We start from the raw sequence: 23,314 nt of genomic DNA, 5'->3' as shown, positions 1-23,314 counted from the left end.
TTTTATTTAATAGAATAATCCTTTTGCTCGGGCGCTGTCCAGTCCCGAATTAGATTTAATATATTGTACCATGTCACTCATCATTTTTTCCATGGAATTTAATTTAAAGGTGTTCATTTCAATTTTACTCATCAAAGTAAGTTGATCTCTCAATAAATTAAAAGAATTTAATTGATTCATGCGAATGGCATTCAACTGTCCGGCAATTAAATTTGCCGTATCTTCACTCACTCCTTTAATAGCTCCTGAGAGAGGATCCATATCTGCAGAGTTAATGTTTTTAAAAAAATTTTCAAACTCCGTAAGTGCATTAGTAAAACTATTTCCCGCCTCGCTCAACCGGTTTTTCCATTTATCAAAATCAAACCCTGATAAGGAATTGTTATTATTACCCATATAGTCAGACATATCCTTGACAAATTTGTCGGTTACCGGTTCTAATATGCGCAATTTAAGCGCGTTTTTAACGGAATTAGCAATGACCTGCTTAAACGTCTTTTCAAAATCTTTGGCCGCATCCTTACCCTCTGAAAAAGCAGTCGTAAAAACATCTGCCAATTGGTTTGCCACGTCTTTAAAATTTGTTTGGGTGAGGGTTTCTGCTATATTGTTTTGAATGTCGGTGATTTGATTATTAATTTCATTTATTTGATTTTTCCAATCTTCAATCGCTCCGTTATCACGTTTCTTGCTTTTTTTCTTTTGCTCATTAGCAATTAACTCATTGAGTTTTTGTTGTTGAGATTGTAAATTTTGGATTTTATCCCGTTGCGTTGAGTAATAATCCTCTCCTACCGCCCTGCCTACTTCTCGTTCCATGTTTGAGAACAACCGCTGTATTTCGGCTAATTCAGATTTTAATTGTTTCGTTCTTCTTTGCAATTTTCTTGATTTGCGATCAAAGGCATCAGAAAGCGTACTGATCAGTCCCATAGCTCCACCTATTATTTGCGCCGGATTTTTATTTAATATACCCGAAATAGCCTGCATTCCTCCTTCTATTCCTTTAACGACTTTATCTAAATCTTCGGTATTATAGCCTAAATCCTTTAATCCGTTGGAAACTGCCTTTAAAGACATTATTGCATTCTCTTCAAACTCTTGATACGCTTTTTTTAATTTATCAAGCGCCTTGGATTTATTCATATCACCTTCGGCATCCTTGTATTTTTTAATAGCCTTTCTAAGATTGGTTAAAGGAGAAGAAATAGAGGCTTCGTAATCGTCTAATTGGTTGGTTAGATTCTTTTTAATTCCTTCATCACTAATATTGGCGATCATTTCTTTCATCTTCTTCGTGCTTTTCTTAAACACCTCTAAAGACACATCGCCCATCCCGTCAAATAGATTTTGCCAAACATCAGAACCTTGTATTTCCGAGGCGTCTAATTCTCCGATAAGTTTGTCTTTAGTCTTTTCTATGAGAGGAATCAATTCTAAATATCCTTTTTCTCTTGCAAGCAATATATTTTTCTCGGCTTCTTCAACTATTTCTTTTCGTTGAGTTTCAAAAGTTTTGAAATTTGCCAATAATTTATTTAAAATATCCTGCTGTGTTTTTTCGGATTCTTGATTGAGGAAATTAAACGCTTCATTTTTTTGCTCACCAAAAATATTAATCGCTCCTTCATTCAATTTTTGTTTGAATTCTGCAATTTTTTCCACATATTCAAACAAGGACCGGCTTTCATCTTTTGCTCGGGCTATACTGTCCTTTAGTTGCTCAAAGGATGATTTTATACCTTTAATTTCATTAATTCTGTCCATAAGGACGGATAGTTGATTGCCTTCAACTAAAGTTAATTGGTCTCCCTTATTTACGATATTGGCTTTTTGTTTTTCTAAATATTCTAAAAATGTATTCCCGTTTTTTAGTAAATCGGAAAATTGCTTATCGGCAGAATCTTTACCCAAATTCTCGATCCATTTATAGTAATTAGAATATTGTTGACTCTTATAGGTCAATTCTTCATCAAAGCCCCGTATTGCCAGATTGAAACGGATCTCTTCCACTTTTTGATCTGCTTCTATCTTTTTGTCGGAAAGCTTTTTAATAAACTCCTTGTTTTTTTCTTCATACGCTGTTTTTGATATAATGTCATCAATTTTCCTGGATACCTCTTCCCAATATTTTAAAGATCCGTAAGGATATTCTTCTTTTTTAGTTTTAGTCTTTCTTTTGGATGATTTTTCAACGGAAATATTGTATTTATCTAACTCTTTTCGTGCTTCTTTGATCAGTTGGGTGTATTCTTTAAAGTCTTTTTCTTGATTGGTGGTCCTGCCCGAAGATGGCAACGCTTCCAGTAATTTGGTGTACTCTTCTTCTCTTTTTTTCCAATATTCCTTATTTTTAGTTGCTGCCGGTGATTTAAGAGCTAATAATTTTACGTCGACACCGCTTATCTCTTCTAATTTATTTTTTAAAGCATAATTGATGGGTGATAAATAAGAAGGAATAACCGAAAATGAATTTCCTAGTTTATCTACCTCGTCTTTAGTTTCAATAATTAATTTTTTTTGTTTCAACAGGCCCTCAGTCCCTTGTTTTACTAATGATATCTTTTTTTCATGCGATAAATTCTCTTTATTCAATACATTTTGATTATCCAAAATAGCCAATGCCTGGTCTGTTAAAATTTTCTTTTGCTCTTCAAGGTATTTAATTTTCTCTTTTTCCGATAATTCTTGATACGCAGCCTCTTTGGCGTTTTGCTCGTTAAGTTTTTTTTGCTCTTTAAGTAATTTTAATTCTTCTTCTTGAGCCGCAAGTAATTTGGTTACATGAATAATTTCAAATACATTTTTGTCGTCTTTTACCGTTCTTTCATAACGTTCTCTTAATTCTTTAATTTTGTTTTCCACTTCTTCAATGCCTTTCGTGTTTATCTTAACATCGGCATCATCCATGGCTTTATTTAAAATCTTTTGTTGCTCTGCCGCACTTTTGGCTTTAAAAGCATGAAGATCTAAGTTTCGTAAATAGTCGGGGTATAAGGCTTTTAATTTATTGAAAGCTTCTACTTGAGCATAAATGGAGTTTGTTTGTGAATTGATCGTATCTACCCATCTTGAGGTATTTTCTCTTCTTTTTTGTCCTTCTTCCAATCGAGCATTTAATTTTTTTTGCGCTTCTTCTTGAGCGTTAGTGCTGTCATGCAAGGCCCACATAGTAGCGGTTAATCCGACAATAGTGGTGGTAATTAACACAAAAGGATGAGTAATCAACGCGGCATTTAAAGCTTTTTGGGCCACGGTTTCAGCCGCTAAGGCTACCGCTCGGGACTTTGAAACTACAGTCAATCCTTGAGTGACCCTGGACAGATTAACTACGTTTGCAATCATAGTTGTAGTATCTTTGGCTTTTTGAAGTGTATTATCGAGCATTAATGCGGCGCGATAAGCCCCGTAAGTACTGATAAGTGTAGTTAAAACTTTAACTAATGCTTCATAGTTTTCAACTAAAAAAGCAGCGGCCGAAATTCCTCCTGAAAGTATACTTTGTGTTTTTGTGCCTATATCATTTAATGCAACATCTACCGCATCAGATAGTTTTTCCCGTAGTCCAACCAATGATTCCGTTTGTTTGATCATCAAGTTATGGAATTTTCCGCCCTCTGAAGTCATATTTTTAAGCGCTTTTTGAACCTCAGGAAATCCTACTTTTCCGGCTTCAACCATTTCGTTTATTTGGTTGGTATTAACTTTTAGGACCTTAGCTAATTCCTCGTAAATAGGGATACCCCTCCCCGCAAATTGCCTGATGTCTACCGCATACGCTCTTCCTTGTGTCCTCAACGTACCGTATAAATACGCCAGGTCTCCGATTGGTTGAGACACCCCTGATGCAACATCCCCTAACATTTTGAGTTCATTGCGCACTTCATGTGCGGCACTCCCATAAGCTAACAGCTGTTTTGCGGCTTTTGCGGAAGATTGCAACCCAAAAGGAGATTCGGAAGCAAAACTTACCAATTCGCCCATTAATTGGTCGGCCTTTGCCTTGCTTTGAAGCATAACTTCAAATGCTATTTGGTTTTGTTGAAACTCTCCCCTAACTTTTATTAATTGGTTGGTAAAGCCTTTTAAGGCTGTTAGCGAAAAATAAGCGGCAACCCCTGTGGATAGAGATTTAAAATACCCGTTCATTTTAGAGGTTTCATCTTTAACGGTACTAGATAAATTTTCAACATCTTTTTTAGTTTTATCGATACCCTGAATGGTTGCTTTAACAGGTTTATTGGAAGATAAATCTTTTATTTTTTGCTTCGCCGTCTCTAATTCTGTTGAATATGCGGTTACAGCAGACTTAGCATCGATAATTCTGTTTTTTAGTTCGTTCCATTTTTTGGACCCTTCGCCAAAAGTTTTTTGTTGATATTTAAAGCTCTCGATCTCCTTATACAACTCTTTAATATTTCTTTTGGCTTCTTCCATAATAACCCGCTGCTTAACCATTTCGTTACTCACACTGTTTCCGGGGGCAGGAAGGATTAATTTATTTAAATTTACCCCGTATTTGGAAGCATTTTTTTGTATTAAATATTCTAACCTTTTACCGGAATTTACAACTGCAGTATCTAATTTAGAAAAATCATCCACGGCATTATTGGAAAAATTTTTAATTAAATCTTCTCCCTGTTTTATCGCTTTTTTTATAAGGCTTAGATCAATTTCAGCCGAAAAATTTAAAGCTCCTTCGTTATTGTTCATTTTAGATTTTTATTTTGTTGATTTAGCATATAATTTATAATATCCTCATCCGTTTGATAGGACACCTTGTTAGATTGAGAGGTAGACGGAGTCTTTGAGTCGTTTGTGTCGTATTCATAATTTGAAGCGTCTATCATCATTCGTTGAATGATTGGCCATGGAATAACCTCGTTCATTTCTTTCCATGTAAACCCAAAGTTTTTTTTAATTTCTCCCCTTATCCCGTATAAAGATTTTAAGCCTCTTTGTTTTCCTCTATCGGAGTCGGGATCGCTGTCCTTAGCGGGGCAAGTAATCTGATAGAGTTGGTAAAATCCACTAAATTTCCTATAGTATTAATCAACAGCGCAACCTCTACCAGTTTTGAAGGAGTTAATGAGCGGTAAAAAAGCCCTGTATAATATTTCAATTTTTTTTCATTCGTATATTCCATGCCCAGAACGGCAATAGCAACAATCTTTGCTAAGACAATCGCCTTTTCTCTAACTAACGTTACAACTGCTTTATTTAGCTGCAATTGATCTTCATTATCTAGTGAATTTTCATATTCTAACTTCAAATATTCTTTAGATAGCCTGTCTAAGACCTTTAATACCGGTTGTTTTATAACAAATTTTTTCTCTTTGCTTATTTTTACTGTTTTATACGTTGCGGGTAAGAATGAAAATAGGCCCTCTCGTTTAATCTTTTCTTTTTTTATATATTCCACAGGAATTGAAAATTCAACTCCTTGATTTAACAGCAAATCGTATTCTTGTCTTTCTGCTTGTAGTTTTTGAGATATATCCATGGTTGTATATAGTTAAAAAGCCTATATAGTAGGGTTTATATAGGCTTATTTACATGATTTTTTTATTTTTTATAAATTTTATTGCGCTAAAACTGTAAACCCAACGTTTACCGTGCCTATATACCCTCCCCCTGCTTTTTCACTAATTGTGGCTGAATTTTTGGTTATATTGGAAACTTCAACGTTTGAAGTATCTACTAATGGGTTTAATTCGTTTACTCGATTTAAAATGGTCTCAGCGTTATTGTCCTTGAGCTTTCCTAAATCCGTGCTTTTTAAAATTGAATCTAACCTAATTAAGGGTTTAATAAATTTCTGTGTTTGCCATTTAGGCACACCTTCTTTAGTTGGTTCAAGTATTGTACACACTAAGTGTATTTGCATCAGTTCGTTTTTTGTAAAAGAACCGGATAATTTAGGCATTATGGACACTCTAGGATAAGCAAATATATATCCCTTTTCAGGAGTGATTTTACAGCTCCATTCTTTTGCTTCAATTTTATTTGGTGCACAATAAATGGCCTCGTCTCCCGTGCCTTTAATAGTTCCACCAAAAAGTTTTTGTAACGTTTCTAAATTAAAGTTCATTAAATCAAACTCAAAACTCTCTTTTCCTGGTACTGTTATTGAATCAATCGCCGTATCTGATTCTTCTGAATAAAAATCCGTTGTATCTCCATCTTCACTGTTAAATGTGAATGTTTCTCGTCTTGTATATCCCAATCGGAACCACTGATTAGTCATTCCTCCATCTGTAGGAATGGTTCCAAATTCTATTTTTTGAAGTCCCCTGGTTGTTGTCTTATCTGTTGCCATTTTCTATTATTTTATTTAAAATATGCTTTATAACTTATAAATTGAATTCTTATATTTATATAATGATTATTAGCGGTATCCACATCTTTAAGAGTATTTTCCCAAACTATATATAAGTTGTAATCCTCATTATAAATTTCATCTATTTTATTTCTTACTAATTCATTTAACTCGTTCAGCCTTTTTAAATTTGGCTGGTTTTGTATTTGATTTTTGTATTTTATTACCAAATCAGGAACATGAATATTAAGGTTATATGTCCCCTTTTGTATGTCTCCGGTTGAAAGTATTAAAGAGTTAATAACAATATCTTCTTTATTTGAGTTTGCCGGACGTTGCAGTTTATAAATTCCTCCGGTTAAACAGGCTTGTAAAGAGTGTATTGTCTTGAAAATTAAATCAAGTACATCTATATTGGTTCTCAACTTATTAACTTGTTTAGATTGGTAACCATTTTTGGAAGCTCCCGTCTGACTAATTCTTCAGAAGAAGTAAGGACATTATACCCTTTACTTTCCACGTATACGGCATAGTTCATCCCCGCTACTACTATTAATGAATACGAGTTTTTGGGTTGTTCTGCAGCTAATTTTAACGCTAAACTCTCGCCTTTTTCAGCTCCCTGCATATTGTATTCTGCTAAACCATGACGGTTAAAACCTAGTTTTTTAACCACGCTTCCATCTTTAACAATCAGGTAACCTATGGAAGAACGCAAGTTATTGGTTATGTTTTTATAGCGCCCGTTATTTCTTGCCTCAATTACAGCTTGTTCTCCTAAATAACTTAAATTCATTAAAAGAATACTTTCTACCTTTTCAGTGTATTTATGAAATTTAGCCCTTATTTCGCCTAAATTAAATTCTGGTTTTAAACCCATAGTCTTGTATGTAATTGATCCATTCGCGAATACATCACAGGCAACTCCTGCACCCTTACGGATCCTTCTCCATCTATCACTCTAATAAGCGTTCCTTGAGTCACCTGTTTTGTACCCTTTGGGCATTGTATCAATGCCGTATATAAATAATTAACACCATCTACACCTTTAATTACTTTACCGTTTCCGGCTTCATCCCTGCAATAACAATAATGTTTCCATTCAGTTTTTTGAGGTTGGTAATCACCGTTGCCATCCCGAATAGACTCAGCAATTACAAGTATTTCTAATTTATAGGGATATTGCATTACCATAAATGGACAGCACTTATTGTTGAACTTGTAAAAAACGTATCGTCTTCGCCTAATTCTTTTGCTAATGAAGAATACCACAACCGTATTGCTTCCATGTCCCAAGAAATGGAATACCCCCCCTCAGACAAAGTTTTTTGCTTCGGAAGATATATGCTGAATTCTTTAAAGAGTGTTTTTTTCAAAAGCAACACATCTTCTTCGGTCTTTACTTCTTTATCGGGTGAAAGTTTTTGATTTATTATGATTAAATCAACGGTTGCAATCTCAACTCCAAATGGAGCTAACGTTGCTAATAAGTATTCTTTGTAAGTCATGGGATTATCTAACTATTTTTCGGTTTTTAAACTAAATATCCCATTGATTGAATTAAATACCGGTAAGGCTATGGTTTCTGCTTTAATAAAATCGGTTTGATTTGAATTTTGCCTTTCACCAACTCCCCATTGTGCAATTCGAATGCGTCCGTAATTAGAATATGTTATGCCATCTTCCGGTCTTAATTCGTTATCTGTGTATGAATTTTTAATAACACCTAAATTACCTTCAGGCACAAATACCAAGTTTTTACCGTTAAAAGGACTGATTGTTTTTAATGACCCGTCCGGTAAACGTACATTTGTTTGACGACGGATCACTTTAAACTTCGGCAATTCATTACTCTCCATAAATGAATTTAACTGACTTAATAAAATCGGACTGTTACTTTTATCCGTACCAAAAATAACTTGCTTTAATTTTTTAGCTTTCGTAATAAAACTAAGTTTTGCTTGAGAAATCCATATTTCAGAAAGTTTTATATTTTGGGCGGCATCCACTATACTCTGAATATCTTCAAAAGGATCCACCGTATCTATATTAGATTGTACCCACTCTATGGTTGCAACTCCTTTGTTGGAGTCAGGCATCTGATAATTGATACTCGTTTTAATCCCTTCAGGGTTATTATCTGCATTTAAATTATAAATTCCTTCATTGGATAATGCTCCTAAAAATATCATGTCAAGTTTTGCTTGAACCCCTTCCACTGCGTTTTTAACAGCACCAAACATGATTTGCATTAATTCTTGCTTTTTTTTCTGATCGGGTAAAAAACTACTGTTTAGCAATTCTAATATCTTTCTGTATTCTTGTACAGGCAACGGAATAGAATGAGCATGTGTAAGATTTTTTGCACTAATTGTACTCAAACCTTGAGGTCCTCGAATCGGCTCTTTAGCATTCTCATCTATAGTAGCAGCGGCAATCGATAAATTATATTTACCTATGATTTCTTCAAAGTTATAAGCGGTAGTAGGAATATCCCACGTCATATAATTCTCGTAAACAGGTGCGTCAAACAACAATTTATTTTGTCGTGAAGCTTCGTCAATGCGTAATTGTACTCTTTTAGTTAATTCTTTAAATATAGAGCTATATAAAATTGGTGGCATATTATTGATTTATAAATAAAATATTATGATTCTTTTTTAGATAATGGCCCTCTTTCCATTCCTCAGGAAAGGATCCCAACACGCTTTTAAGGATAACCGCTTCATACGAAATACTTACGGTTGTGTCTTTAATGTCGTCTACTGTTTTGTCGGACTCAACAACAAATTCTGGGATATTAGTAGGATCATATAGTATATCGCCTTCTTTTAAATCCTGAATCGGTTTTGATAATGTAATCGTGTCAAACGTGGTATCATCAGTATCAATTTCGGTAATTTTCACCTCTTCTCCTCCACTTTTCATGACAACATCTCCTTTACATAGCAAGGACCCTTTAGGTATTCTGGGCTTAGAAGCGGTTCCACCACCCACTATAACCACGTATTTGATAATTGTAGCTTCTAATTTGTCAAAATCAACTTTAACAAAAGATCCACGAGGAATAAAAGTCCCTATTGGTAATTTATTAGTGATATTGAACCCCGCGGGCAGCACTTTACTTTCTCCACGCCAAAAAGGCTGCTTACTGCCTGCATATTTTGTTTCTTTAAAATTTACTCCCATTTTTTTATTATTATGATTTATTCGGCAAACTTGCTACGAAATCTTTTTCTTCTTGAGCTAACATTGCATCATTGGTTACTTGAAGTCCCGTTTTTTTGGTAGGTACTTCTAGATTTATTGTAGATTGCTTAATTTCAGAAAGTAATTGTTTTATTTCATCCTCTTTCAGATGATCGTCAATTTTAACACCGATCATGCGTCCTTCCGGTATTTCCATTTCTTTAACATATTTAGTAATAAGCTGCTGCCTTTTTTCCTTTCCTTGCTCTTCTAATAATTTTTTATTTTGTTCAGCAATACCGGCAATAAGTTGATCATTTGCCTTTTTGAAATCAAGAAACCAATTCGGTGCCCCCGATAAATTAGATTCGTTACCGTGTTCCTGTTTATTTTTTAAGCCTTCAAGTTCAGCAAGTTTGTTTTGTAGTAGGGACTTTTCCTGACGAACCGTATCTACTTCTCCTTGAAATGCTTTAAGAAGATTTTCAACCCCTGAGATAGCGGTATCAATATCTCCCTCTACTGTTACGTTATCAGCTAAATAACTAGCCATCCCGTTAAATGCTTTTTCTCCAAACCCTAAATTTTTATATTTAGTTTTTAGCGCTGTTTTTATTTTTTCTTTCATTACAAAATATTTTGTAGCACAAAAATACATTACGGCATGAGCGCATCGCTTGATTTAAATGGGTAATTACTAAATAATTACTATAAAAAAACAAGAGTCTTTCCTGTAGCATACAGGAATATAAAAGAAGGTTAAAAACTAATTAATCACAGGTTTTGGAAAATGGGCTTTATAGGTAAAATATCTTTATTGTCTCTAATAAAATAAGGTAGAGACTTTGCTGTATTAATTCTTTTAAGATTTTCGCTTAACCAAAGTAAAAAGTTTGAAGGCAACTCTTCCACTTCATTTACACTTTTCCAGTCAAGCTCTTTTCCACGCAACGTATAGTTGTTAAGTTTAAGCATTTCTTCATGTGTCATTAAAATTGGAAGCATACTGCATAAACATTGTGGGTGCCACCCTACAAATTGAAAATATTTAGGGTATTTACCCTTTAATGAATCGCATATTTTACAGGGATACGGGTTTTTGCTTCTTTTTATTTCATAGCCCACGACAAAGGGCATATCTTGCCATCTTTCAATATCTGCAGTTTTGTATGCAATATTAATTTCAGTTCTTGCCAGGCGTAAGGCATTTTTTTTACTGCTTCGATAAACTCCTCTCCCCGGCGCATATTCTTTCGCTGCTTTTGATAAAGTTAATTTGTTGTTTTGATTTTTAATTCTCCGAAAAAGCCTGTCCGGTTCGTTAAGATATTTTTTTATACCGATGCTCAATAAATGTGCAGATTGTCCACTACGCAAACAAGCGTCTATGCACAATTCTAACTCCTTTTTGTGTTGAGTGGTTAATTTCCAAACTCTATCGGACAAGTTTAAACCGTATCTTTTGCGTTCAAAAAAAGCATGTAAGGGGGCATCATTTCTTTTCAAAAACTTATCCTTGTTCTTGATTATTTTTATTTTTTTTACTAACTCGTCATTTTTAGTATTGGACAGGTTCCATTCCTTAGTAATTGAAACTTTCAATGAGGAATATAATTCTGAATACATATTTCGTAGTATATTCTTTACCAATTCAGCAAACGGATAATCATAAAAAGTAAATGCTTTTTTATGTAAGGTAATTCTATGAATTAGTATTAGTTCAATTAAAAGATCTGTATATTTTTCATAGAGTTTTTCAATCTGAATGGTATACTCATCTACTCTTTTATGGGCATCGTCAAGCATTTTACTTCTTACCTAGTTTTTATAAGGTTTTTAATAGATCCTTTTCTTTCGACAGTTCAAATTCATAATATATCCCCGCCCCGCTTTCATCTCTTAATTTATACCTTACTTCATTCATGGTTATTAGTATTTCAATTATAAAGTTTTCCAATTGTTTACTGTCGTTTTTAATATATATAGTATCTCCTACGCTAAATTTAGTTTTTATTTCCATTAGTTTAAATTTTTAAGATTAAATACCGGATTCAAAAATATTTACGGCTCTTTCTTTTTCTACCTTTTCCTCTTTTTCTATTTTAATTTTCTCTAATTCTTCTGAAGCATTAGTTACATAAGGATTTAATGATACGGCGCTTTGTTGCGAAATAATTTCGTTCTGCTTTGCCTCTATTAAATCATTTAACAAGGTTGAGATGTCTTCATCAAATGGTTCTTGAAATTCATGGGTTATAATCAATTTTTCACATTCTTCTTTTAATTTAACATCTAGAATATTTGAAATAATAGCTATAATCAAATTAGAGAAACGGTCCAACATAGCCCCGTATATTTCCTTATTCATATCTGCTTTTATTTTAGCTAATATCATTAATTGCTTTAAAGCTTTACCGGACATATTACTGGTGCCTTTAATGTTTTCATAATCTATACTAGGTGTAAACGCTCCCCTTAGTATGTGTTTATCTAAAAAATCCATTTCGTATTTTTTTCCTTCAGGTAAAGAATCATAAGTTAAATAACTGGCCCCGCCTTCACCGGTTAATTTAATTATTTTGCCCTGGTCATTTTTTTCCGGCATGGAAGCTATTTTATCTATATGAAGTTTAAGGATTGGAGAAGAAAAATAATCATTGGTATCAGCATTAGTAGACGCTAACCATTCTTGCCTTTCAATAAGAGGATTCACGTCCCCGAATTCTGTATTTTGTTGAAATAAAATTACCGGTATCTTGCCTGCTAAATTAATTTCTATATTTACATTCCACCCTAAATTAGATTTAACACATCTGTAAATATTTTTTTTGGTGTATATATCACAATGTTGCTTTACATCGCCGCCGACTTTTAAGTTATATACTCTGGCGAAATTCAGTAATCTACCAAATTGATCTTTTGAATAATACAAATCATCTCCAAGGGATTTTGACAAGGGTTTAGCTAAAATGTCCGGTGGTCCTCCTTCTTCTTCTTTTTCCCAATGGATTAATAAGGCACTTTCCGACTCAGCTCCGGCAATTCTTTTGCATTGTCTTATAGCATAGTCAAATCTTATTTTCTTTAAAACATCCAAAAACTTATGGTAGGCATTATCCGTTTTTTTCGATATTTGATTCCATTTAACCGGATTACCAAAAAGCATAACTAAGGAAATTTCATTGATGTATTTTGGATAATTTATAGGCAACTTCCATTGTTTTTTTAGGCCTATCCGTTCTCCTTTTTCATTGGTTAAAATCTTATCTTCTCTATCATTTATATTATGCGTGTTTACATTATATTTTTTAATATTACTTGACGCGTTTTCGCTGTTATTGTCCAGTATTGACAAAATACCGCTTATATCTTTAGTAGACAATAACTCATCAAACGTTTTATTTACTCCCATTATCAATATTTTAATATTTATTTATTTTTAGTGAAAACCAAAAGTGTCTTTAGTTATATTTTCAAATACCCCCGTATCCATGTATTCAAAATACATCCTCATAGTAAAACAATCTAACCAATCGGGTGAATGGCCAATAGTGTCTTTAATTTCTTCCTTCGGTTTAACCTCTAACTTGCCGTCACCGTCAACATTCCAAGTTTGAAGATTTCCTAACTCCAGGATTATATTTTCTTTCTCGCTTTCGCTTATTTCAGCCTCAAACCCTATTTCATTATTATTTATCTTTTCTGCTAATTTATAAGCGCATTGGGTTTTAAGATTTTTATAATTTTCCTCATTAAAAGGTTTAGAGTTATTTTTAAACCCAATCACATTGCAATTATCAACCACTCCACCACCAACCCCGTCTTCATCTACTAATACTCTGTAATTCGGTATTTTATATTTTTGCTGCAAATGTTTTATGTTCATTTGAATATCCGTTAGTTTCGAGGTATCAAATTGATTTTGGTAGATAAGAACATAACCATTCCACACAGTTATTCTGGCGACATCAGACCCAAACCGTGCTACGTCACAAACTATATAATACTTTCCATTCTTAACTGATAGTATATTATTAAATATTTGTAAAATGGTATCGTGGGCACACATAGCATTCGGGTTGTCTTCATAATCCCAATTAGCTTTTAAAAGCCTTTCTATTAATACCTTGTTATTAGACGTTTGAAGGTTTTTTATATAGCCGGAATCGATGAAAGGATTTTCAGTTACTAAGCATTGTAAAAAAGCGATGTGTGGAGGTAGTAATTTTTTAATATAGGGCTTATAAAATTTATTATAAAGCCAATTTTTTTTAGGATTACAAGTAATAAATATTTTTCCGATTAAGTCATATTTATCGTTCATCCATCGGTTAATCCTAGTTTTAAGGATATCATAAGCACCTAAATTAATTTGTCCGGCTTCTTCAATCCATCCTCCTGTATATTCTTTAGATCCGAATCTTTCATATAAAGGATCTTTCGGAAGGAATTGTAATTTTAAAAAATCTATCCTACTTCCATTGATAAATTCTATGAAATTATATTTTTCGTTTATTTTATAGTAATCTTTATCAATACCATATTGTTTAAACACTCTGCCGAAGGTCTGCCAAGTTGAAGTCATTAAATCAACTAAGGTCTCTCTACCTACAAACCATTTTGTACCAGGGTATAAAAGACTCATAAAAGCTAAATAGGTACACCCTGTCCAGCTTTTTGCTCCTCCTGCGGCTCCTCCGTACACAACGTCTGTATGTACATCGTCTGTCAATAGTTGAAAGCAATCGTTTTGTTTTTTGTGAGACTTTCCATCCCTATCGGTTATAAACTCAAAATTTTTACGCTTGAATAATTCAATACGGGCTTCTAATAATGGATTATACCGGCACGGTGCATTCATTAAACTCAGCTGTTGTTTTGTCCTTCACTTAATATTTTTTCAACCTTTTTTAAATTTTCGGTAGGTATTTTTGAGGCGTCAAATGATTTAAACAAATCATCACCATCTTTCCCTGTATGTTCATTAAACTGTTTGTTTTTCCAATTTTCGGGATCTTGATTAGTAAGTGCAAATATTATTGCTGCGGTATCAGGAAGGATATGTTTTGTTGTTGTTGTTATCTCCGTTGATTTTGGTTTTTTTACTGTCTTTGTTTCTACAACTTCATATCCGCGAATTTTTTTTAATAAAGATTTTTCAGCTTCTACTGCATACATTTTACGTCTCTCTTTTTTTGCCTTTTTTATTTTATCGGAAAAATCGGGTTTTTCTTTTTGCCACTCAAAATAGGTACAATCGGCAATTCCAACTCTTTTGCATATCTCTGTAACGGTATAACTATCGGATTTTATTAAATCGGTTATTTCTTCTACTATCTCTTTGCTATACTTTGCCATATCAAGGGTTATTTTCACATTTTAAATTGAATCAAACTTTATATTATTCTTAATTTCTTTTTCGACCTGTATATATTTTTGTATAAAATTTTTATCGTATTGGATGTCTTCATCAAATTTTTTAATAAAAAAATAGACACTGGTTATGTGCCTATTTAGTTTTTTACTAATCTCATAAGTAGATAATCCCAGCTTTCTTGCATAATGAACATACATCATTCTGCTTTGGGCATATTCAAGTTTTTTAGAATTAGAGGAAATATCATCGGATATATTAAACACAAGTTTAATTATCTTTTCTATTTGATCTAGGATAGAATAGTCAATATCAATTTTTTTTATAAAATGAAATTGATCTAACCCACATTCTTTTAACTTAGATAGTTGTTGATGTATATACTTGTCTGAACCTTTTAATGTACCGGTAAAAATTACTTCCAAAGAGATTTATTTAGTTAAAATTATTTTTCTTAGACGTTGGTGTAGTTAGCTTACCTTATTAAAAGTTAATGCCTTTACTGCCCATAGAAGTGCCCCTTCTAATTCCGTTATTGCTACAGAACACAATCTTTTCTGTTCCTGTGATTCAGAAGTAGCTCTTAAATCATTTAAGGTATCTATTTTAGCTGCTACATTTTTTTTAAATTGGTAAACTAATTCATTTCCTGTAGGGGTGTTATTTAACCCTACCAACTTTCCCCCGTAACTTAAATTTTGATTTTCCATCTTTTTTAGATTTTTTAGTAATAGTATTTATACAAAAATACTTAATTTTTATTTATTCAACAAATTGATTTAATGTTATTTAATTTATTTTAATTAAAGTTATACTTTAAGTTGTGTTTTTTCTTCCAATTGCATTTCTGTTATAATCCTTGAGAGTTGAGCCTGTGAGATATTAAATATTTTTGATAAGGCGGGGATTGTATTTTCTTCGTTTGATTTAAAATATTCATAAACCTTTATTTTCAAGTCTTTAGGAATATCATTATATCTTTTAATTTTTCTCATTTTATTGGTTATAGTTTTCTTATTTTTTATTCAAATAGTTATTTACTTTTTCAATGAACTCTTCTAATGAATAACATACCTCTACTTTATAATCTTTTCTTTCTGCGTCTTCGATAAACACTCGTTGGTTTTCTCGTAATTTTCCGTTTTTTGCCTTCATTTCTATAAACAACCCATGACACCCTTCTTTTCCACGCATAAGAAAAAGGTCGGAGACCCCGGCCATAACTCCCTCTCCTTTCATTATGGCCGCTTCTATTTTGCCTCTTTTTCCTCCATTTGGAATAGCGAAAATGGTTTCTTTGGGATATTGTAACTTAAACCATTTGATACATGCTCTTTGTAACCGGCTTTCAGGGTTCTCTCGTTTTTTTCTTATTTTAATTTCTTCTTTATTTTCCATTTTTTAAGGTCGATATTTATTATTAATTTTTCATAAAACACAGCCAATGAGTGCGTGATTGTTTGCCGGACTTGTGTCCAAAAAGGGGTTGAACTCCAAAGATTTCAATTATTTTTTTAATGGATATTTGATATTCATTCCATTTAAAGATTAAAAAGCCTTCATTTTGCAATACTCTCATACATTCTTCAAATCCTGATTTTAAATCGTCTTCCCATGAAGGAAATAATTTGCCGTATTTTTGGGCTGTGAAGGAATTTTGACCCAGTTTTTTTAAATGTGGAGGATCAAATACTACCATTTTAAATGAGTTATCGTCAAATGGCATTTTTCTAAAATCTCCTATAATATCGGGATCAATATGCGCACGTCTTCCATCACAAGCAATAAAATCAGCTTTGCGTATATCCATGTAAACAGCACGTGGATCTTTTTTGTCAAACCACATCATTTTTGGACCACAACAGGCATCTAGTATTATTTTATTTTCCATTTTTTATGCTAGTATTCTTTTTACCGGCTCTGTTATTTTTTAGATTACTTATATGAATAATTATGTTTTTAGAATTAATACTTCCAGTCTTGTGGTTTGTCAATCCATTCAAAGCTATATACCCATACCCACGGATTTTCATCCCACGATTTAATTCCGTATATGGATTGCCAAAGAGATTGAAATCCTTTTCTAGCGGATGGTAAATGAAATTGACGTCCATGATTATAATCATTATACAGAAAACCAGCAGAAGGCCCACCATACCCCTCATAGAATCTTTCAATTCCCTCTTGCATAGCTTCTTCTTCTGTAATATCCTGTAACTTTTCAACCCATACATCCGTTACTTTGAGAAATGTCCTCGCGGCTTCTTTTGGCATATGTGTAGAAGATTTCCATTTAATTAAATTATGGTATTCTTCCAAATAATCGGAATTATATTTTTGTTCATATAAATATGGTTCTTCTAGATCGTCACTATACTCCCATTTTTCTCTTACCCACAGAATAACTCCTTTTTTTGTTGGATTATCTTCTAACAAATTATCAATATTAATATCTACATTCGCCATATCTTTGCTTGTTACTCCCTCCTCAGTTGCTCCTGATAGATATTTTCCCCCTTGTTCTACTGCCCATTGTTTTGTTGGCTGTGGTTTAATTAGTCTTCTTGTCTGGGTTTTTCTCCCCTCTAGTATAGCTTGAATCATCGGAGTTGAAAAATTAATTGGTATATAGGTGTTTTTAGTTTTTTTCATTTGTTTATATTTATTTTTCTTATTCCTTTTGACGTTTGTTCCGCTAAACTTTGGATATTTTCATAAGACATTTCTAAGCATTCTTCATAATCAAGTCCATAATCTTCATTACAATCTTCACGTAATTGATCTGTGGATTGAAAATCTTTTGATATTTTCTTTAGAGCATCTAACATTAAATTGAATTCCTCTGCTTGTCTGTATGTTATTGTGATTTTATTATTTTTCATTTTTTATATTTATTATTTAAGTAATTTTCTATATCCGTTAATTCTAATACGATCCCACGGCAATACAATTCATCATCATCATAAATGTCAAATGTTGCATGAGGGATATTTGTTGTTATTAACCATGAACAGTCTAGTTCTTTTGGACACCATTGAATTTTAATAGGAATTTTTGGTAAAATAAAATCCAAATTGTAATCTTCTAAACTTTCTTTTATTTCATCATAGTTTGATTCTTCCAAAATTGCTATTTTATGATCTTTGTCTTTATACAGGAAAATACTCCCTCCTCCATAAATTCCTACTCCATTAAACACAATACCTTTTAATTCCAATAAATCATCAGAATATCCGAAACAAACCAAAAGCCCGTCTTCTTTGGCTTGTAAGTGTTCTTCATAGATCATTTCTTCTCCATATTGACGGCCATTTAATAATTGTGCTAATTCTTCTTTTTTCATGATTTTAGTTTTTTAATAGTTCTTTATCTCAACGCTATTGTTCTTTTATCTCTTCGGTAATATTTTTTTCCTGCTTCTATTTTTTCGGCTTCTATTTCTTTAGCTTTTTTTAGATTTTCAATGGCTTTTTTTCTTGCTTGTTTTTTTTCTTTATGGGTAATTTCTCCTTTCATTTTGTGGTACGCTTTATTAATTTTTAAATTCAATCTTTAAATTGTGACAAAATTTTTACGGATAACTGTTTCCACTTTTTGGGCGAGATCCTGAATGTAGGTAGATCCGCTTATCTTTTTTATTGTAAATACTTTATCGGTTAAATCCTCTATTTCTTTTGCATTAAATTCTAAGTTTTCTTTAAATTTTTTGGATCTTTCATTGAATTCCTGTATTCTTTTTAACCGGTCTATTACATGGAGTAACAACATGGATAAAACCACGTATTCATGAAATAATTTATCTTTTTCTTTTTTACTTATTTTTCTCATTTTTTTACAGTCTTTAATAGGTCACCTTCTAAGGCTTTTTCCTTTTAATTCAATGATGTTAAACATGGAGAATAATCGATCGTATATACGGGGTCCGTATCTTTTACCAAATTGCCATAAGGTAGAATTCACATTTTCCAAAACATCGACTCTCCCATTTTTATCTTTGATAGAGCGTTTGTGATAATTACAGCTTATTAAAGTTGTACTTCCCAAATCGTATCTTTTTTCCAGTATATCTTTGAATATTTCAGCCTTTCCATAGTTGTTTGCCTCTCGCTCTGTTAAAATATCATCATAATAGACACGCCCATTATTTTGTTGTTGCCAAAAGAAATCTTTATCAGCAGGCTCTGCGCATACCTCATATTTCTCTACAACTTGATTTGCCGTAAAGTATTTAAAAAACTGTTTGTATCTGGCTAATTTTATAAGATCTCCATTTAGATTTTTAATTGATATATCTTGTTCCTGGCATACTTTAAATAGATAATGGAAAGCTTTAAAAAATGAAGTTTTTCCACAGCCATATCCCCCTATTACAAGTAATCCTTTATTTAAATCATTTGTGATTTTATCTCCTTTGTACAAAAGATTACTTTTGTAAAAATTATCTGACTTAGCAAAATAATAAAGTAAGGTGCATAAAAATTGATTTGCTTCTCCATCATTTGCATTTGGATTGAATTTTTCCTTGTTTACTTTATAAAACGCCTGACAGAAATATTTTTTTAATTCTTTTACATCCATGGTTCCAATAGGTTTTATAACTTCTTTTTTTTCAATAATTCCCTCAGCTTCATTTGCTTTTTTTTGGTATTCTTGATAAGCATATAATGCAGCTTCATAATCTTTTACAATATGATGTTCAGGATTATTTTGTTTTAAATAGTTATAAGTAGAAGGCCGTGTTGGGCGTTTGGGTATTAAATTTCCCAATCCTTCTTTATCTATTAATTGTGAAATCTTCATCGGTTGATTCATGTCTTAAATCCTTATTTTTATAATTTCCCTCTAAAATTTTAATGAAATTGGCAGGGCTCATAATCCAATCAAAATCAGCTGTCCAGCTTTGTTTATTTTGCCCATTTAAAAATGTCGACTCCGACACCATGTCTATTACCTCATTTACTTTCTCTTTTCCAAATTCTTTTATCCTTGCGCTAACCGATGATATTCTTTTATCCGTTATTTTTTGGACTATTGGTAAGCAAGTACATCTATCATTGAAATTATTTACTATTTCCTCACAATCTTTTTTTCTTTCTTCTTTTGTAGAATATAACCCTGATAAATTTTTATTTTCACCCCCTACTTTTTTTAAAAGCGGGGGCGCTTTTGGTTCTTTTTCTAAAAGAACATCATCCTTCTTTTTACATTCTTCATTTTCATTTTCATTTTCATTTTCATTCTTCATTATACATTCTTCATTATACATTATACATTCTACATTAGCTCCTGGTTTGCTTCTGTTTTGCTCCTGGTTTGCTTCTAGTTTGCTTCTGTTTTGCTCCTGGTTTGCTTCTAGTTTGCTTCTGTTTTGCTCCTGGTTTGCTTCTGGTTTGCTTCTGTTTTGCTCCTGGTTTGCTTCTAGTTTGCTTCTGTTTTGCTCCTGGTTTGCTTCTAGTTTGCTTCTGTTTTGCTCCTGGTTTGCTTCTAGTTTGCTTCTGTTTTGCTCCTGGTTTGCTTCTAGTTTGCTTCTGTTTTGCTCCTGGTTTGCTTCTAGTTTGCTTCTGTTTTGCTCCTGGTTTGCTTCTAGTTTGCTTCTGTTTTGCTCCTGGTTTGCTTCTGGTTTGCTTCTGTTTTGCTCCTGGTTTGCTTCTGGTTTGCTTCTGTTTTGCTCCTGGTTTGCTTCTGGTTTGCTTCTGTTTTGCTCCTGGTTTGCTTCTGGTTTGCTTCTGTTTTGCTCCTGGTTTGCTTCTGGTTTGCTTCTGGTTCCTTTTCTTTTGCCATTTTCATACTTACGAATATTAGCATCCAGTTGCGGTTTTATTAGAGTAAAAATCACTTTGGGTGTTTCACTTAATTCAACCTCTTTGAAGTTTAAAGAGTATTCAAATATTGCATTGTAAACCTCTGCTTGTGTTTCAGAAGGTAGAAGTTTTATTGATTCAAAAAAACTTCTATAAAATATGATACTGTCTCTTTCTTCCATTATGAAAACTTTTAAAATAGCCTTAATTTTTGTTGTTGTTTTCAGGTTGCCTTGATTGCATTTGCTCTTTAAACTTTTCTTCAAAATTATCTTTACCCATGTTTGCAAATGCTTCAGAGAGATTGTTATATCCTAGCTTTTTTGCAAAAGTGTTTTTTTTCATATACGTATCGTCAGGGGTTAAGGTTAACATCCCTTGTTTTGGGCTAAATAGATCGTTTGCCATTTGTACATTTTCCGACATTCTAGCGGCTTGTAAGATTAATTTTGCATTATTAGTTATTGCGGTACTTATGTTAACCATGGCTTTTGCTTTGTCTGTTTCTAATGTACCTTCTTCTATACCTTCTAAGGCTTTAAATAATTTGTTGTTTAATTCGGATATGTTCATTTTCTTTTTATTTTATCTTTAATTTTTTTAGTTAAGTGTAGGGTTCTTTTTATCTCCGCCGGATATTGGTGTATGGTGTTTCTCTCCATTAATTCCTTGTTGCTTATACATTCTAAATTTTCAATAACACAATTCAAGGCGTTCCCATCTTTAAATACTATATTATATCCTTTGGGTATTTTGGTTTTTGTTTCTTTTTCCCATAACCATCGCTGCTTAGGCACCATCATATTGTCTCCAGGGGATTTTATATAATAATATTGGGTACCCTTTTCATTACGTATTACTTCTTCTAAACTTTTTTTTGTTTGTTTGGGTTTTTGTCCTTTTTTAAATCTTGTTTTTAAGTTATTTTTTATAGCTTCTTCAGATAGGTATTCTGTCATTTTCTTACCCTTATTAAAGGGGGTTGATCCTTTTTTAAATAACCCAGCCTGTTTCCTTTTTTCAATGATTTCTTTAGGTATTTCAAGCCCTAATGATTTTAACTTACGCATTATAGTCCCATGGTTACTCCCTATTTCATCAGCTATCCTCTTTACGGGTTTATTCAAGTACTCGCGAATAATTATTTCTACTTGTTGATCTGTTAATGTCTTTCTCAAAGCAGTGATTTTTATTTATTCCTTCTTTTCATGATTATAACAGGTCTTAATTTTTTGTTATATCTTAATAGGAATTTAGGTTTAATACATATAACTTCAAGGTACCCTTTATATCCGCAATAAAAACCTGTTTGATACCCCTGACAATTCCATCCGTTAAATCCATCTTTTCTCAATTTCTCCATCAATGACAAATAATTTTTCATGGACATTTCCTTTTTCATAACTACCGTTATTACTTCATCGGGATCGTATTTCAGTCTTTTACTCATGCGAACATGTTTATAAATAAAAAGATTTTAGTTGTTTATTGTCCACTGAGGAATTCTCTTAGTTTTATCAGAAAATTTAGCTAAATGCACTTTTCTTGGTAAGTCTTCAACAAATTTTTCTATTCTAAATTTTGTTTTAAAATATGGGGTAAATGCTATTGCTCTACCATTTCCGGCTGTAAGACTGCATGTCCATTTTTTGTTAGAAGCTTGTTTAATTATAAAACGTTCTCTATTTTTAGAATTCCTTATTACTGATTTTATCCCGTGTTTACAATTAGTTTTGTACGTATATGCGCCTCTTTCTAAATAAATATTACCTTCTTCGTCTTTTAATTGGAAATAGAAAAAGTTGTCTTCATTTTTATCTATTTCAAAAAAGTATTTTTCGTTATTTCTTGGGTATATCATGGTTATTTAGTATTGTCAACAACAGGCGTTTTTAGAGATAAGCTTTTTAAATCTTCAATAAAGTTTATGGCTTCCACAATTGTATCAAAATAATAAGGTGATACTGCTATTATTTGACCGTTTTCGTTCCTCAGATAGAAGATCCATTTTTCTTCGTAAGTTTGTATTACTCCGAACCGATCTTCATTTTTAGAATTTCTTATAACTGAGTTTATCCAGTTTTGAGAATCAGTTTTATTTGTATATAAATCACTTTTTAGATAAATTTTACCTTCTTCTTCGTCTTTTAATTTGAAATAAAATCGATCATAGAAATAGGAAAAAAAGTTATCTTTATTTTTATCTATTTCAAAAAAGAATTTTTTGTTGTTATTTGAATCTTTCATGGTTTTAGTTTTGTCAATAACAGGAGTTTTTAGGGATAAGTTTTTTAAATTTTTAATTAAGTTTATAGCTTCTTCTTTTGTATCTAAATAATTAGGTGATTCGGCTATTATTTCACCGTTTACGGCTCTCAGATAGACTCTAAATTTCCCGTTTGAAAGAGGTTCAATCTTAAACCGATCTTCTTTTGTTGAATTTCTTAATACTGATTTTATTACTTTTTGACAATCAATTTTATATGTATATGAAATGCTTTTAAGTAAAATTTCACCCTTTTCGTCTATCAAATCGAAATAGAATCGATAATTTAAATCGGTAAATTTGACTACGTCTATGTGTATTTCAAAATAAAATTTTTTGTTGTTTGCAGAATGTTTCATGATTTT

Annotated in this window: 33 protein-coding genes; all 33 read right to left on the bottom strand. The window is 32.4% G+C overall.

The window, feature by feature from the left end; all coding sequences use genetic code 11:
* Positions 1–6 precede the first annotated feature (6 nt).
* The gene (locus G8C41_RS03875; RefSeq protein WP_166006182.1) at positions 7–4,713 is read right to left on the bottom strand and encodes a tape measure protein; all 4,707 of its coding nucleotides are present in this window, start codon (positions 4,711–4,713) and stop codon (positions 7–9) included.
* Positions 4,710–4,889, bottom strand: coding sequence for a hypothetical protein (locus tag G8C41_RS03870; RefSeq protein ID WP_166006181.1), 180 nt, complete (start codon positions 4,887–4,889; stop codon positions 4,710–4,712). Before G8C41_RS03870 ends, G8C41_RS03875 begins: the two co-directional genes overlap by 4 nt.
* A 59-nt stretch (positions 4,890–4,948) precedes the next feature.
* Positions 4,949–5,503 (bottom strand): hypothetical protein, encoded by a 555-nt coding sequence (locus tag G8C41_RS03865; protein ID WP_166006180.1) that lies wholly within the window; start codon positions 5,501–5,503, stop codon positions 4,949–4,951.
* A gap of 78 nt (positions 5,504–5,581) precedes the next feature.
* Positions 5,582–6,319, bottom strand: a complete 738-nt coding sequence (locus G8C41_RS03860) for a hypothetical protein (protein ID WP_166006179.1) — start codon at positions 6,317–6,319, stop codon at positions 5,582–5,584.
* Between the two features lie 11 nt (positions 6,320–6,330).
* Complete coding sequence (locus G8C41_RS03855; protein WP_105297643.1) at positions 6,331–6,744, bottom strand: hypothetical protein; 414 nt, start codon at positions 6,742–6,744, stop codon at positions 6,331–6,333.
* The gene (locus G8C41_RS03850; protein WP_105297644.1) at positions 6,741–7,199 is read right to left on the bottom strand and encodes a hypothetical protein; all 459 of its coding nucleotides are present in this window, start codon (positions 7,197–7,199) and stop codon (positions 6,741–6,743) included. The genes G8C41_RS03855 and G8C41_RS03850 overlap by 4 nt, the downstream gene beginning before the upstream one ends.
* Entirely contained in the window at positions 7,190–7,513 is a 324-nt protein-coding gene (locus tag G8C41_RS03845; protein WP_105297645.1) for a hypothetical protein, read from the bottom strand. The genes G8C41_RS03850 and G8C41_RS03845 overlap by 10 nt, the downstream gene beginning before the upstream one ends.
* On the bottom strand, positions 7,507–7,827 hold the full coding sequence (locus tag G8C41_RS03840) for a DUF6706 family protein (RefSeq protein ID WP_105297646.1): 321 nt from the start codon (positions 7,825–7,827) through the stop codon (positions 7,507–7,509). The genes G8C41_RS03845 and G8C41_RS03840 overlap by 7 nt, the downstream gene beginning before the upstream one ends.
* A gap of 12 nt (positions 7,828–7,839) precedes the next feature.
* Positions 7,840–8,943 carry a major capsid protein gene (locus tag G8C41_RS03835; protein WP_166006178.1) on the bottom strand — a complete coding sequence of 368 codons (1,104 nt, stop codon included), beginning with the start codon at positions 8,941–8,943 and terminating at the stop codon, positions 7,840–7,842.
* 1 nt (position 8,944) lies between these two features.
* Positions 8,945–9,508, bottom strand: coding sequence for a hypothetical protein (locus tag G8C41_RS03830; RefSeq protein WP_166006177.1), 564 nt, complete (start codon positions 9,506–9,508; stop codon positions 8,945–8,947).
* Between the two features lie 10 nt (positions 9,509–9,518).
* A complete protein-coding gene (locus G8C41_RS03825) occupies positions 9,519–10,136 on the bottom strand; it encodes a hypothetical protein (RefSeq protein WP_166006176.1) in 618 nt (205 codons plus the stop codon).
* Positions 10,137–10,282: 146 nt separating this feature from the next.
* Positions 10,283–11,314, bottom strand: a complete 1,032-nt coding sequence (locus G8C41_RS03820; RefSeq protein ID WP_166006175.1) for a hypothetical protein — start codon at positions 11,312–11,314, stop codon at positions 10,283–10,285.
* Positions 11,315–11,333: 19 nt separating this feature from the next.
* Positions 11,334–11,528, bottom strand: a complete 195-nt coding sequence (locus tag G8C41_RS03815) for a hypothetical protein (protein WP_166006174.1) — start codon at positions 11,526–11,528, stop codon at positions 11,334–11,336.
* 18 nt (positions 11,529–11,546) lie between these two features.
* Positions 11,547–12,920, bottom strand: coding sequence for a phage portal protein (locus tag G8C41_RS03810; protein WP_166006173.1), 1,374 nt, complete (start codon positions 12,918–12,920; stop codon positions 11,547–11,549).
* A gap of 27 nt (positions 12,921–12,947) precedes the next feature.
* Complete coding sequence (locus G8C41_RS03805; RefSeq protein ID WP_166006172.1) at positions 12,948–14,369, bottom strand: phage terminase large subunit; 1,422 nt, start codon at positions 14,367–14,369, stop codon at positions 12,948–12,950.
* A 5-nt stretch (positions 14,370–14,374) separates the two neighbouring features.
* Complete coding sequence (locus G8C41_RS03800; protein ID WP_166006171.1) at positions 14,375–14,866, bottom strand: transposase; 492 nt, start codon at positions 14,864–14,866, stop codon at positions 14,375–14,377.
* Between the two features lie 21 nt (positions 14,867–14,887).
* Entirely contained in the window at positions 14,888–15,307 is a 420-nt protein-coding gene (locus tag G8C41_RS03795; RefSeq protein WP_166006170.1) for a hypothetical protein, read from the bottom strand.
* Positions 15,308–15,352: 45 nt separating this feature from the next.
* The gene (locus tag G8C41_RS03790) at positions 15,353–15,592 is read right to left on the bottom strand and encodes a hypothetical protein (RefSeq protein WP_166006169.1); all 240 of its coding nucleotides are present in this window, start codon (positions 15,590–15,592) and stop codon (positions 15,353–15,355) included.
* A 99-nt stretch (positions 15,593–15,691) separates the two neighbouring features.
* On the bottom strand, positions 15,692–15,877 hold the full coding sequence (locus G8C41_RS03785) for a hypothetical protein (RefSeq protein WP_166006168.1): 186 nt from the start codon (positions 15,875–15,877) through the stop codon (positions 15,692–15,694).
* Positions 15,878–15,896: 19 nt separating this feature from the next.
* Positions 15,897–16,280 (bottom strand): VRR-NUC domain-containing protein, encoded by a 384-nt coding sequence (locus tag G8C41_RS03780; protein WP_166006167.1) that lies wholly within the window; start codon positions 16,278–16,280, stop codon positions 15,897–15,899.
* A 22-nt stretch (positions 16,281–16,302) separates the two neighbouring features.
* A complete protein-coding gene (locus G8C41_RS03775; RefSeq protein ID WP_166006166.1) occupies positions 16,303–16,773 on the bottom strand; it encodes a class I SAM-dependent methyltransferase in 471 nt (156 codons plus the stop codon).
* Positions 16,774–16,847: 74 nt separating this feature from the next.
* Positions 16,848–17,534 (bottom strand): hypothetical protein, encoded by a 687-nt coding sequence (locus G8C41_RS03770; RefSeq protein WP_166006165.1) that lies wholly within the window; start codon positions 17,532–17,534, stop codon positions 16,848–16,850.
* On the bottom strand, positions 17,531–17,710 hold the full coding sequence (locus tag G8C41_RS03765; protein ID WP_160564392.1) for a hypothetical protein: 180 nt from the start codon (positions 17,708–17,710) through the stop codon (positions 17,531–17,533). The genes G8C41_RS03770 and G8C41_RS03765 overlap by 4 nt, the downstream gene beginning before the upstream one ends.
* A gap of 50 nt (positions 17,711–17,760) precedes the next feature.
* Positions 17,761–18,225, bottom strand: coding sequence for a hypothetical protein (locus G8C41_RS03760; protein ID WP_166006164.1), 465 nt, complete (start codon positions 18,223–18,225; stop codon positions 17,761–17,763).
* Positions 18,226–18,248: 23 nt separating this feature from the next.
* Positions 18,249–18,398: a hypothetical protein gene (locus tag G8C41_RS03755; protein ID WP_166006163.1), complete on the bottom strand. Its 150-nt coding sequence runs from the start codon at positions 18,396–18,398 to the stop codon at positions 18,249–18,251.
* Positions 18,399–18,434: 36 nt separating this feature from the next.
* On the bottom strand, positions 18,435–18,710 hold the full coding sequence (locus tag G8C41_RS03750; protein ID WP_166006162.1) for a hypothetical protein: 276 nt from the start codon (positions 18,708–18,710) through the stop codon (positions 18,435–18,437).
* A 21-nt stretch (positions 18,711–18,731) separates the two neighbouring features.
* Positions 18,732–19,694, bottom strand: a complete 963-nt coding sequence (locus tag G8C41_RS03745) for a hypothetical protein (RefSeq protein WP_166006161.1) — start codon at positions 19,692–19,694, stop codon at positions 18,732–18,734.
* Complete coding sequence (locus tag G8C41_RS03740) at positions 19,657–20,865, bottom strand: DUF6291 domain-containing protein (RefSeq protein ID WP_166006160.1); 1,209 nt, start codon at positions 20,863–20,865, stop codon at positions 19,657–19,659. Before G8C41_RS03740 ends, G8C41_RS03745 begins: the two co-directional genes overlap by 38 nt.
* A gap of 22 nt (positions 20,866–20,887) precedes the next feature.
* Positions 20,888–21,256, bottom strand: coding sequence for a hypothetical protein (locus tag G8C41_RS03735; protein WP_166006159.1), 369 nt, complete (start codon positions 21,254–21,256; stop codon positions 20,888–20,890).
* Entirely contained in the window at positions 21,253–21,861 is a 609-nt protein-coding gene (locus tag G8C41_RS03730; protein ID WP_166006158.1) for an HNH endonuclease signature motif containing protein, read from the bottom strand. Before G8C41_RS03730 ends, G8C41_RS03735 begins: the two co-directional genes overlap by 4 nt.
* 11 nt (positions 21,862–21,872) lie before the next feature.
* Positions 21,873–22,133: a hypothetical protein gene (locus tag G8C41_RS03725; RefSeq protein ID WP_166006157.1), complete on the bottom strand. Its 261-nt coding sequence runs from the start codon at positions 22,131–22,133 to the stop codon at positions 21,873–21,875.
* A 27-nt stretch (positions 22,134–22,160) separates the two neighbouring features.
* Complete coding sequence (locus tag G8C41_RS03720) at positions 22,161–22,544, bottom strand: YegP family protein (protein WP_166006156.1); 384 nt, start codon at positions 22,542–22,544, stop codon at positions 22,161–22,163.
* 2 nt (positions 22,545–22,546) lie between these two features.
* Positions 22,547–23,308, bottom strand: a complete 762-nt coding sequence (locus G8C41_RS03715) for a DUF1508 domain-containing protein (protein WP_166006155.1) — start codon at positions 23,306–23,308, stop codon at positions 22,547–22,549.
* Positions 23,309–23,314 lie beyond the last annotated feature (6 nt).

It is taken from the genome of Apibacter sp. B3706 (genome assembly GCF_011082725.1).
GTDB lineage: Bacteria > Bacteroidota > Bacteroidia > Flavobacteriales > Weeksellaceae > Apibacter.
Note: the sequence above shows the minus strand (reverse complement) of the source record. Positions and strands in the feature narration are given on the sequence as shown.